The sequence below is a fragment of the Streptomyces sp. GC420 genome (genome assembly GCF_009916105.1).
Taxonomy (GTDB): domain Bacteria; phylum Actinomycetota; class Actinomycetes; order Streptomycetales; family Streptomycetaceae; genus Streptomyces.
The window spans coordinates 1-11830 of the sequence record NZ_JAAAXQ010000262.1 but is presented as its reverse complement, the minus strand read 5'-3'; the positions used below and the strand labels follow the sequence as shown (position 1 = coordinate 11830).

Here is an 11830-nt window from a genome sequence, read left to right as displayed (position 1 = left end):
CTCCCCACCGCCGGGCCTCGTCCCCGGCCCGTCCTCCCCCACCGCAGCACGCGGGAAGGCGCCGGCACCCCGCCGAGGCGGCCGGTCCGGGGCAGCGCGGCCAGGACCCGTGACCGGGCCGGGCGGGTCCCCGGCGCGGTCGGCCCGGGGCGGTGGCGCGGTGGCCCCGGGGTCAGGGTCCGTGGCCCGGCGAGGGCCCGCCGGAGGGCCGCCCGGGACCCTGGCGTCGTCGGTTGTCCGTCCGGGCCGGTCCGGCCGTTCGAAAGCCATCCCCCACGCCTCCTCGTCGCTTCGTCCTCGCGGACACTGCGTTCCCAGGAGGCTTAACGTGCGAGTGGCCCGTCGGGTGCTGGCTCAGGCGGCGTCAGTCGCCGGATTCCGCGGCTCCCGCGCCGCTTCCTGCTTGCCGCCGAGCTGGATGCCGGCCATGCGCTTCCACTCGTACGGCCCCGTACGGACCTTCGCCGCGAAGTCGCCGTCGAAGGACTCGTGCAGGGTGAGGCCGGCCTTCTCGGCCGCGCTCTGCGCGATCGCGTGGGACGGGGCGACCAGGTCGCCCCACTGGCCGTCCTCGCCGACCAGCACGATCCTCGTGCCGCGCTGCCCGATGTAGGCGAGCTGCCCCTCGGCGCCGCCGTGGCGCTTGGCGAAGGCGCCGATGGAGCGGGCGAGCTTCGCCGCCCGGCGCTCGGCCCTGGAGTCCCGCGCGGTCTCTTCGGCCTGGGTGTCTGCCGGGGTACCGGCGTTCGTCTCTGCCATGCGCCGCATGCTACTCGGCGGTAGATCGACATGCGACGGGCGGGCCGCGTGGCATGGGACACGGTGGCACAGGACACGCCGCGGTCCGCGCGGCGCGCGGGGGAAGCACGGCGGCCCGCTCCCGTCGGAGACGGGGAGCGGGCCGCCGGGGAAAGCGGGGGAACGCCGGGGAAGGACGTCTAGCGGAGGAAGGGATCAACCGCGACCGCCACGAAGAGCAGCGAGACATAGGTGATCGACCAGTGGAAGAGGCGCATCTCCTTGAGCTTGGCCCCGGTGACACCCGACTTCGCCCGGGCGTGCAGGGCGTGCGCCTCCCACAGCCACCAGCCGCCCGTGACCAGCGCGACCAGGGTGTAGAACCAGCCGGTGTAGCCGAGTGGCTGGAGCAGCAGCGATACGCCGACCATCACCCAGCTGTAGCTGACGATCTGGCGGGCCACCGCCTTGTTGCCGACGAGGACGGGGAGCATCGGCACGCCGACGCGCGCGTAGTCGTCCCTCACCTTCATCGACAGCGGCCAGTAGTGCGGCGGCGTCCAGAAGAAGATGACGAGGAAGAGGATGATCGCGGCCCAGGACATCGAGTCGGTGACCGCGGACCAGCCGATGAGGACCGGCATGCAGCCGGCGATACCGCCCCAGACGATGTTCTGCGCCGTACGCCGTTTGAGGATCATCGTATAGACGACGACGTAGAAAAGCAGCGCACCGAGCGACAGCCAGGCGGACAGCCAGTTGACGGTCAGGCCGAACCACAGCGTCGCGACCACGCCGAGGGTGATCCCGAAGGCCAGCCCCTCGCGCGGGCTGACCATGCCCGTGACCAGTGGCCGCTGCGAGGTCCGCGCCATCAGCGCGTCGATGTCCCGGTCGATGTACATGTTCAGCGCGTTGGCGCCGCCCGCGGAGAGGTATCCGCCGAAGCAGGTGGCGAGCACCAGCCACAGGTCGGGCACTCCCTGTTCGGCGAGGAACATCACCGGAACGGTCGTGATCAGCAGCAGCTCGATGATCCGCGGCTTGGTCAGCGCCACGAATCCCATGACTCGGGCCCCGATCGGCCGATGGGCCTGGCTGCCCCCGACTACCCCTGCGGGTCGGGACTCGACGGCCGTCACGCACACCCCTGACAGAGAAATCCCAGCAAGCACCGGACGGCATGAAGGCGGCACGATGGAACAAAGCCACATGAAGGCCCGGTAAAGACTTGCGCGTACCACGCCACTGTAGACGCTGCCCATCCCTGGGCTTTCGCGGGGGTCGCTCGTGTTGGGCACCGCCCGGCGCGGGGTACGCGGAGAACTCCGGCACGGGGTACGCGGAGAACTTCCGCGCGGCATGAGTCGGCGCCCCCCGGCCTCCGTATAAGAGGACCGGAGCACGAGGGCCGGGCAGGACGGCCGGGCGGACCCGTGGAGAAGCCGCCGACCCGGTGGGCGGACTCCCCCGCCGGCCGCAGCCCGGGGAATGAACATCCAGAGGATGGGCGTTCCCGCGCCTGTAGGCTCGGCAGCGCCCGGTGAACACACCGTCACCGGTATTTGGACATGTGGAGAGGAGCCCTGACTCAGGGTGAGCACCAAGCCGACCACCACAGATCTCGAGTGGACCGAACTGGACCAGCGGGCTGTCGACACCGCGCGTGTCCTGGCCGCGGATGCCGTGCAGAAGGTCGGCAACGGCCACCCCGGCACGGCCATGAGCCTGGCTCCCGCCGCCTACCTTCTTTTCCAGAAGACGATGCGGCACGACCCCTCCGACCCGGACTGGACCGGACGCGACCGCTTCGTGCTGTCCGCCGGCCACTCGTCCCTGACTCTTTACATCCAGCTCTACCTCGGCGGCTTCGGGCTGGAGCTGGACGACCTGAAGTCCTTCCGCACCTGGGGCTCGAAGACCCCCGGACACCCGGAGTACGGGCACACCAAGGGCGTCGAGACCACGACCGGCCCGCTGGGGCAGGGCGTCGCCAACGCCGTCGGCATGGCCATGGCCGCCCGCTACGAGCGCGGCCTGTTCGACCCGGAGACCCCGGCGGGGCAGTCCCCCTTCGACCACAACATCTACGTGATCGCCGGTGACGGCTGCCTCCAGGAGGGCATCGCCGCCGAGGCCTCGTCGCTGGCCGGCCACCAGAAGCTCGGCAACCTCATCCTGCTGTGGGACGACAACCACATCTCGATCGAGGGCGACACCGAGACGGCGGTCTCCGAGGACACGGCTGCCCGGTACGAGGCGTACGGCTGGCACGTGCAGCGGGTCGAGCCCAAGGAGAACGGCGACCTGGACCCGGCGGCCCTGTTCGACGCCATCAGGGCGGCCGAGGCGGAGACCGGGCGCCCCTCGTTCATCGCCATGCGGTCGATCATCGCCTGGCCGGCCCCGAACGCCCAGAACACCGAGGCCGCGCACGGCTCGGCGCTGGGAGAGGAGGAGGTCGCGGCCACCAAGCGGGTCCTGGGCTTCGATCCGGAGCAGACCTTCGAGGTCTCCGGCGAGGTCATCGCGCACACCCGTGCGCTGGCCGACCGGGGCCGCGAGGCCCGCGCCGAGTGGGAGAAGCAGGTCCAGGAGTGGCGCTCGGCCCAGCCGGAGCGTGCCGCCGAGTTCGACCGGATCGCCGCGGGCGAGCTGCCGGCCGGCTGGGAGCAGAAGATCCCGGTCTTCGAGCCCGGCAAGTCACTGGCCACCCGGGCCGCGTCCGGCAAGATCCTCCAGGACCTGGGCCAGGTGATCCCCGAGCTGTGGGGCGGCTCCGCCGACCTCGCCGGTTCGAACAACACCACGATCGACAAGACCTCGTCCTTCCTGCCCACGGGCAACCCGCTGCCCGAGGCCGACCCGTACGGCCGGACGATCCACTTCGGCATCCGCGAGCACGCCATGGCCGCGGAGATGAACGGCATCGCGCTGCACGGCAACACCCGCGTCTTCGGCGGTACGTTCCTGGTCTTCTCCGACTACATGCGCAACGCGGTCCGGCTGTCCGCGCTGATGCACCTGCCGGTGACGTACGTGTGGACGCACGACTCCATCGGGCTCGGCGAGGACGGCCCGACCCACCAGCCGGTGGAGCACCTGGCCTCGCTGCGCGCCATCCCGGGGCTGAACATCGTGCGCCCGGCCGACGCCAACGAGACCGCCATCGCCTGGCGCGAGATCATGCGGCGCTGGACGAAGGAGTTCGGCAAGGGCGCCCCGCACGGCCTGGCGCTGACCCGCCAGGGCGTTCCGACGTACGAGCCCAACGAGGACACCGCCAAGGGCGGCTATGTGCTGGCCGAGGCCGAGGGCGGCGAGCCGCAGGTGCTGCTGATCGCCACCGGCTCCGAGGTTCAGCTGGCCGTGGGGGCGCGCGAGGAGCTCCAGGCCGCGGGCATCCCGACCCGAGTGGTGTCCATGCCGTCCGTCGAGTGGTTCGACGAGCAGGACCAGGGGTACCGGGACAGCGTCCTGCCGCCGTCGGTGAAGGCACGGGTCGCCGTCGAGGCCGGCATCGGCCTGACCTGGCACCGCTTCGTCGGCGACGCGGGCCGGATCGTCTCCCTCGAGCACTTCGGTGCCTCGGCCGACGCCAAGGTCCTCTTCCGCGAGTTCGGTTTCACCGCGGAGGCCGTGGCCGCCGCCGCCCGGGCGAGCATGGAATCGGCCACGGGCCTCGAAGCCGCAGCGCGCTGACGCGGTTATACGACTTAGGAGCTGCAATTCTCATGACAGACGCACTGGGGCGCCTCTCCGACGAAGGCGTCGCGATCTGGCTGGACGACCTGTCCCGTACCAGGATCACGTCCGGGAACCTGGCGGAGCTCATCGACCAGCAGCACGTGGTCGGGGTGACGACGAACCCGTCGATCTTCCAGAAGGCGATCTCGGAGGGCCACGGCTACGACCAGCAACTGGCGGACCTGGCGGCGCGGAAGGTCACCGTCGAGGAAGCCATCCGCATGATCACCACGGCGGACGTCCGGGACGCCGCGGACATCATGCGGCCCGTCTTCGACGCCACCGAGGGCCAGGACGGCCGGGTCTCCATCGAGGTGGACCCGCGGCTGGCGCACGACACCAGGGCCACCGTCGCCGAGGCCAGGCAACTGGCGTGGCTGGTGGACCGGCCCAACACGCTGATCAAGATCCCCGCCACCCGCGCGGGCCTCCCGGCGATCACCGAGGTCATCGGCCTCGGCATCAGCGTCAACGTCACGCTGATCTTCTCGCTCGAGCGCTACCGCGAGGTCATGGACGCCTACCTCGCCGGCCTGGAGAAGGCCCGCGAGCGCGGCCTGGACCTGTCCAAGATCCACTCCGTGGCCTCGTTCTTCGTGTCCCGCGTGGACACCGAGATCGACAAGCGGCTGGACGCTCTGGGCACCCCCGAGGCCAAGTCGGCCCGCGGCAAGGCCGCCCTGGCCAACGCCCGGCTCGCCTACCAGGCGTACGAGGAGGTCTTCGGCTCCGCGGACGGTTCGACGGAGCCCTCGGAGCGCTGGGCGGCCCTGGACCGGGCGCACGCCAACAAGCAGCGTCCCCTGTGGGCCTCCACCGGCGTGAAGGACCCCGCGTACAAGGACACGCTGTACGTCGACGAACTGGTCGCCCCCGGCACGGTCAACACCATGCCGGAGGCCACGCTCGAAGCGACCGCCGGGCACGGCGCCATCACGGGCAACACCATCGCCGGCACCTACGAGCAGTCCCGGGCGGAGCTGGACGCCGTCGAGAAGCTCGGCATCCCGTACGACGAGGTCGTGCAACTCCTCGAGGACGAGGGCGTGGAGAAGTTCGAGTCCGCGTGGGTCGACCTGCTCAACTCCACCGAGGCGGAGCTCAAGCGCCTCGCTCCTTCGGAGGGCTGAGGCCTTGTCACCTCTTTCCGTCACCGGAGCGAACCCGCTTCGTGACGCCCTGGACCGGCGGCTCCCGCGCATCGCGGGGCCGTCGGGCCTGGTGATCTTCGGCGTCACGGGCGATCTGTCACGCAAGAAGCTCATGCCCGCCGTCTACGACCTCGCCAACCGGGGCCTGCTGCCCCCGGGGTTCTCGCTGGTGGGCTTCGCCCGCCGCGAGTGGGCGGACGAGGACTTCGCCCAGGAGGTCCACGACGCGGTCAAGGCACACGCCCGTACGCCGTTCCGCGAAGAGGTCTGGCAGCAGCTCATCCAGGGGATGCGCTTCGTCCAGGGCAGCTTCGACGACGACGACGCATTCGAGACCCTGCGCTCGACGATCGAGGACCTCGACAAGAAGCAGGGCACCGGCGGCAACTTCGCCTTCTACCTCTCCGTACCGCCCAGCGCCTTCCCGGTGGTCGTGCGGCAGCTGAAGAAGCACGGCCTGGCCGATCCGCCCAGCGGTTCCTGGCGGCGTGCGGTCATCGAGAAGCCCTTCGGCCACGACCTGGCCTCCGCCAAGGAGCTCAACCAGGTCGTCCACGAGGTGTTCCCCGCCGAAGCGGTCTTCCGGATCGACCACTACCTCGGCAAGGAGACGGTCCAGAACATCCTGGCGCTGCGCTTCGCCAACCAGATGTTCGAGCCGATCTGGAACCGGTCCTACGTCGACCACGTCCAGATCACCATGGCCGAGGACATCGGCATCGGCGGCCGCGCCGGCTACTACGACGGCATCGGCGCCGCCCGCGACGTCATCCAGAACCACCTCCTCCAGTTGCTCGCGCTGACCGCGATGGAGGAGCCCGCCGCCTTCGACGCCGACGCCCTGGTGACGGAGAAGGCCAAGGTCCTCGGCGCGGTCAGACTGCCCAAGGACCTCGCCAAGGCCACCGTGCGCGGACAGTACGCGGCCGGCTGGCAGGGCGGCGAGAAGGTCATCGGCTACCTCCAGGAGGAGGGCACCGACCCCAGGTCGAAGACCGACACCTACGCCGCGATCAAGCTGGAGATCGACAACCGCCGCTGGGCGGGCGTCCCCTTCTACCTGCGCACCGGCAAGCGGCTCGGCCGCCGGGTCACCGAGATCGCGGTCGTCTTCCAGCGCGCCCCGCACTCCCCCTTCGACCACACGGCCACCGAGGAGCTGGGCCAGAACGCCCTGGTCATCCGGGTCCAGCCGGACGAGGGGGTGACCATCCGCTTCGGCTCCAAGGTGCCGGGCACCTCGATGGAGATCCGGGACGTGTCGATGGACTTCGCGTACGGCGAGTCCTTCACGGAGTCCAGCCCCGAGGCGTACGAGCGGCTGATCCTGGACGTCCTGCTCGGCGACGCCAACCTCTTCCCGCGCACGGAGGAGGTCGAACTCTCCTGGAAGATCCTCGATCCCATCGAGGAGTACTGGGACACGCACGGCACGCCCGCGCAGTACGCGTCCGGAACCTGGGGCCCCGCCGAGGCGGACGAGATGCTTGCACGAGACGGACGGAGCTGGCGCCGGCCATGAACATCGATCTCACGGACACCACGGCCAGCCGGATCAACAAGGCGCTGGTGCAGGGGCGCCGTGCCATCGGTTCTCCGGCCGTCGGAATGGTGCTGACCCTCGTCATCGTGACGGACGAGGAGCACGCCTACGACGCGCTGAAGTCAGCCGACGACGCGTCTCGCGAGCACCCCTCGCGGACCCTCGTCGTCATCAAGCGGGTTTCGCGTTCCCTCCGCGACCGCACGTCGTCCAAGCTGGACGCCGAGGTCCGGGTGGGCGCGGACGCGGGCACCGGCGAGACGGTGGTGCTGCGGCTGTACGGCGAGGTCGCGGACCACGCTCAGTCGGTCGTGCTGCCACTGCTGCTGGCGGACGCGCCGGTGGTGGTGTGGTGGCCGGTGAACGCGCCCCTCCACCCGGCCAAGGACCCGCTGGGTGCACTGGCCCAGCGGCGGGTCACGGACAGTTACTCCGCCGAGCAGCCCATCGAGGAGCTGACGGCACGCGCCGAGACCTACGAGCCGGGCGACACCGACCTGGCGTGGACCCGGATCACCCCGTGGCGCTCCATGCTCGCCGCGGCGCTCGACCAGGTGCGCTGCAAGGTCCTCGCCGCCGACGTGGAGGGCGAGGAGTTCAACCCCAGTGTCGAACTGCTGGCCATGTGGCTCGCGGACCGGCTGGAGGTGCCGGTCACGCGCGGGAAGTCGACGGGCCCCGGCCTGACGGCGGTACGGCTGGAGACCGACTGCGGCCCGATCACGCTCGACCGGCACGACGGCACGCTGGCCACCCTGTCCATGCAGGGCCAGCCCGACCGCGCGGTGGCGCTCAAGCGGCGGGAGACCTCGGAGCTGCTGGCCGAGGAGCTGCGCCGGCTCGATCCGGACGACACGTACGCGTCGGCGCTGCGGTTCGGCCTCGACCGGCTGAGCACCGGCGGATCCCCGGCGGAGTCCGCGACGACGGCGACGACGGCGACGACGGCGTCCGGCTTCGCCGCGACGCGGGGCACCGGGGGCGCGCCCGGTGCCACCGGTTCCCCTCAAGCCTCTGCCCGGCCGGCGACACCGCCCGCCGACGGCCTCCCAGGCCTCCCCGCGTCCGGGTCCGGCCCGGCAGCCGGACCCGCCGCCGCACCGGAGGCGTCGGCCGCGCCCTCGCCTTCGGCGGCCCCCGCCGCACCGCGGCCGGGAGCCACGGCGGACGCGGCACCGGCCGGTTCCGGTGCGGGCTCCACCGAACCGGGCACCGCCCCGGCGATCGGTTCCGGCTCGGGACCGGTCTCGGACACCGGACGCGGCCCCGAGTCCGGTTCGGCGGCCGGCTCCAGTTCGGCGGCCAGGAGCGCCGACCGGCCGGTTGCCGCACTGCCGCCCGCGCTTTCGCCGGCCCGCACGGGCGCGCCGCCCGCGGCGGGACGAGCGGCGGACGGCGACGGGGACGGGGAGACCGGCGGGACCGCGGACCGGCCGACGCCGGCCCGGATGCCCCCGGTCAGGAAGGCGGACACCCTGTGAGCGCCCCGCAGGTCGTGGTCCACCACGACAAGGAGCTGATGGCGCAGGCGGCCGCGGCCCGGCTGATCACCCGGATCGTGGACGCGCAGTCCGCCCGCGGCAGCGCCTCGGTGGTGCTGACGGGCGGCCGGAACGGGAACGCGCTGCTGGCCGCGCTGGCCGCCGCACCCGCCAGGGACGCGGTGGACTGGGCACGGCTCGACCTGTGGTGGGGCGACGAGCGCTTCCTGCCGGAGGGCGACCCGGAGCGCAATGTCACCCAGGCCCGTGCGGCGCTGCTGGACTCGGTGCCGGTGGATCCGAAGCGCGTGCACGCCATGCCCGCCTCGGACGGACCGCAGGGAACCGACGCGGACGCGGCCGCGGCGGCCTACGCGGAGGAGCTGGCCGCCGCCGCGGGTCCGGAGGACCACGGCCCGGTGCCGTCCTTCGACGTCCTGCTGCTGGGTGTCGGACCCGACACCCATGTGGCCTCGCTCTTCCCCGAGCATCCGGGGGTCCGCGAGCAGGAGCGCACGGTCGTCGGCGTCCACGGCGCGCCGAAGCCGCCGCCGATCCGGATCTCCCTCACCCTGCCCGCGATCCGTGCCGCGCGTGAGGTGTGGCTGCTCGCGGCGGGCGAGGACAAGGCGGGCGCCGCGGCGATCGCGCTGTCGGGTGCAGGCGAGATCCAGGCACCGGCCGCCGGGGCGTACGGGCGTTCCCGCACGCTGTGGCTGCTGGACGCGGCCGCCGCGTCGAAGCTGCCGCGTGCGCTGTATCCGCCGGCCTCGGCCTGACCGGCCGGCGGAACGCAGGGGCCCCGCATCCTCCCGGAGGGAGAGTGCGGGGCCCCTGCGTTCCGCCCGCGCCCGCGCACACAGCCGCCGCCGGGCCGGGCGGGCCGAGCGGCCCGAAGTCCGGGCGCACTGGCGTCGCCTGACCGCGTGTCACTTCACCGAGCCCGCCATCACCCCCTGGACGAAGTGCCGCTGGAAGGCGAAGAAGACGACCACCGGCACGATCAGGGAGAGGAAGGCGCCGGGCGCCAGGATGCCGATGTTGGTGCCGAACTGCCGCATCTCGGACTGGAGGGCCACGGTGAGCGGCTGCGCGTCGCTCGAGGCGAACAGCAGGGCGACGAGCATGTCGTTCCACACCCACAGGAACTGGAAGATGGCGAGACTGGCGATGGCGGGCCGCCCCACCGGCAGCACCAGCCGGGTGAAGATCCGCCATTCGCCGCCGCCGTCCATCCGGGCCGCCTCCAGCATCTCCTTCGGTATCTCCGCAAAGTAGTTGCGCAGCAGGAACACGGCGAACGGCAGCCCGTACGCGACGTGGAAGAGCACCACGCCCGGGATGGTGCCGAACAGGCCGAGCTGACCGAAGAGTTTGGCCACCGGCAGCAGGCCGACCTGCACCGGCACCACCAGCAGCGCCACGACCAGCAGGAACAGCCAGTCCCTCCCGGGGAACTCCAGCCAGGCGAAGGCGTATCCGGCGAGTGCCGCGAGGACGACGACCAGAGCGGTGGTCGGCACGGAGATCAGCACGGTGTTCCAGAAGGCCCGGGTGATCCCCGAGTCGGCGAGCAGTGCGCTGTAGTTGTCGAAGGACAGCTGGTCCGGCCGGGTCAGCGCGGTCCACCAGCCGCTGTCGGCGTTGTCCTGGTCGGAGCGCATGGAGGAGAAGAACAGCCCGGCCAGCGGGGTGATCCAGATCAGTCCTACGACGATCAGGACGGTCTGGACCGCCCCGTTGCCCAGCCACCGGGTCAGCCGGGCGCTCTTCGGCCGCCGGAGCGTCGGCCCGGCCTGCGGGCCGCCCGCGGCGGGGGCCTCGCGCGTCGTGTCACCGGTGCCGGTGAAGGTGGTGGCGGTCATGACTGGCTCCTTCGGAAGCGGCGTACGTTGAAGACCATGGCGGGCACGACCAGCAGCAGGAGGAGCACGCCGAGGGCGCTGCCCAGGCCCTGGTCGTTGCCGCCGCCGAAGGAGACGAGCCACATCTGGGTGGCCAGCACCGTCGCGTCCTCCTGCACCGGGCCGGGCGCGATGATGTAGACGAGGTCGAAGACCTTCATCACATTGATCACGAGGGTCACGAAGACCACGGTGAGCACCGGGGCGAGCAGGGGCACGGTGATTCTCCGGAAGACCTGCCACTCGTTCGCGCCGTCCATCCTGGCGGCCTCCAGGGTGTCGCGGGGCAGTGCGGCCAGTCCCGCGCCGATGAGCACCAAGGCGAAGCCGGTCCAGATCCACAGGTAGGCGCCGATGATGGCGGGGGTGACCAGCGCGGGTCCCAGCCAGGCGATGCCCTCGTAGGGCGGGGCGAAGTTCCCCGCGGGCAGCCTGACGGTGTACCGGCCGGGGTCGAGGCCGGTGAGGCGGAACGAGCCGTCGGCCGCGGTGGTGGCACTCGCCACGGTCTCGCCGTCCCTGAGCGCCTCGACGGTCATCTCCGGCAGCCCGCTCTCGGCCGGGTCGACCCGGCCGCGTTCGCCGCCTCCGCCGGGGGTGAAGTCGAGGTACACGACCCCGCGCAGTTCGTCCTCCGCGGCGCGGGCGGTCGCGGCGGGAGCCGCGGGCCGGGCGCCGGACGGCAGGTCCTTGGCCTGGACACCGACGAAACCGAGGGCGGCCGTCTTCCCGGTCTCCAGCGCGCTTTCGGTGCTGTACGAGCCGTCCGTCCCCTTCTCCAGTCCTCCGCCTTCCCGGGCCCGGGCCGTCGGATAGGCGGAGGTGCCGGTGACTGTGTCGTGGACCCCGACGGCGACCGCGTTGAGCACGCCCCGGTCGGGGTCTTGTTCGTAGGCGAGCCGGAAGGTGATGCCCGCGGCGAGGAAGGAGACCGCCATGGGCATGAACAGCAGCAGCTTGAACGCGGTCGCCCAGCGCACCTTCTCGGTGAGCACGGCGAGGATCAGACCGAGGCCGGTGAGCAGGGTCGGGGCGACAACGACCCAGATGGCACTGTTGCGGATGGCTTTGAGGGTGGCCGGGTCGCTGAACATCTCGGCGTAGTTCTCCCCGCCGACGAAGCGGGTGCCGGCGGCGTCGAAGAAGCTGCGGCCGACGGAGAAGAGGACCGGGTAGACGACCAGGGCCCCGAGCAGCAGAAGCGTCGGCAGCACGAAGGCCGCGGCGATCAGCCGCCTGCGGCGCCGGGCGGCGCGGCGTGCCGCC

8 protein-coding genes and 1 pseudogene are annotated in these 11830 nt (G+C 71.7%); 5 read left to right on the top strand and 4 right to left on the bottom strand.

All coding sequences use genetic code 11. The features are described from left to right. Positions 1 to 354: 354 nt before the first annotated feature. Together GUY61_RS26695 and GUY61_RS26690 are read right to left on the bottom strand one after the other, a co-directional pair. Complete coding sequence (locus GUY61_RS26695; RefSeq protein WP_166632799.1) at positions 355 to 759, bottom strand: hypothetical protein; 405 nt, start codon at positions 757 to 759, stop codon at positions 355 to 357. A 179-nt stretch (positions 760 to 938) separates the two neighbouring features. Continuing rightward, positions 939 to 1880 (bottom strand): heme o synthase, encoded by a 942-nt coding sequence (locus GUY61_RS26690; protein WP_166632798.1) that lies wholly within the window; start codon positions 1878 to 1880, stop codon positions 939 to 941. 454 nt (positions 1881 to 2334) lie between these two features. On the opposite strand from GUY61_RS26690, the gene tkt reads away from it, so the two are divergent. From tkt to pgl, 5 genes and pseudogenes are all read left to right on the top strand, one after another. Continuing rightward, complete coding sequence (gene tkt / locus GUY61_RS26685) at positions 2335 to 4440, top strand: transketolase (RefSeq protein ID WP_166632797.1); 2106 nt, start codon at positions 2335 to 2337, stop codon at positions 4438 to 4440. A gap of 32 nt (positions 4441 to 4472) precedes the next feature. After that, positions 4473 to 5615, top strand: coding sequence for a transaldolase (gene tal, locus GUY61_RS26680; protein ID WP_166632796.1), 1143 nt, complete (start codon positions 4473 to 4475; stop codon positions 5613 to 5615). Positions 5616 to 5619: 4 nt separating this feature from the next. Then, positions 5620 to 7158: a glucose-6-phosphate dehydrogenase gene (zwf, locus tag GUY61_RS26675; protein WP_166632795.1), complete on the top strand. Its 1539-nt coding sequence runs from the start codon at positions 5620 to 5622 to the stop codon at positions 7156 to 7158. Continuing rightward, positions 7155 to 8079 (top strand): annotated as a pseudogene (opcA, locus tag GUY61_RS26670) (glucose-6-phosphate dehydrogenase assembly protein OpcA); the annotation flags it as partial. The gene zwf and the pseudogene opcA, both read left to right, overlap by 4 nt. Positions 8080 to 8656: 577 nt before the next feature. Continuing rightward, on the top strand, positions 8657 to 9439 hold the full coding sequence (pgl, locus tag GUY61_RS26665) for a 6-phosphogluconolactonase (protein ID WP_166632794.1): 783 nt from the start codon (positions 8657 to 8659) through the stop codon (positions 9437 to 9439). Between the two features lie 150 nt (positions 9440 to 9589). Here pgl and GUY61_RS26660 read toward each other — a convergent pair whose 3' ends face one another. Further along, positions 9590 to 10525, bottom strand: a complete 936-nt coding sequence (locus GUY61_RS26660; RefSeq protein ID WP_166632793.1) for a carbohydrate ABC transporter permease — start codon at positions 10523 to 10525, stop codon at positions 9590 to 9592. Further along, positions 10522 to 11830: ABC transporter permease subunit (locus GUY61_RS26655; protein WP_243766770.1), on the bottom strand; the 1309-nt coding region annotated here is incomplete at its 5' end. The genes GUY61_RS26660 and GUY61_RS26655, both read right to left, overlap by 4 nt.

Bases quoted from the DNA above. Each gene is read 5' to 3' on its own strand.
- GUY61_RS26695 (WP_166632799.1), bottom strand. From the start codon at position 759: ATGGCAGAGACGAACGCCGGTACCCCGGCAGACACCCAGGCCGAAGAG.
- tal (WP_166632796.1), top strand. From the start codon at position 4,473: ATGACAGACGCACTGGGGCGCCTCTCCGACGAAGGCGTCGCGATCTGG.
- GUY61_RS26660 (WP_166632793.1), bottom strand. From the start codon at position 10,525: ATGACCGCCACCACCTTCACCGGCACCGGTGACACGACGCGCGAGGCC.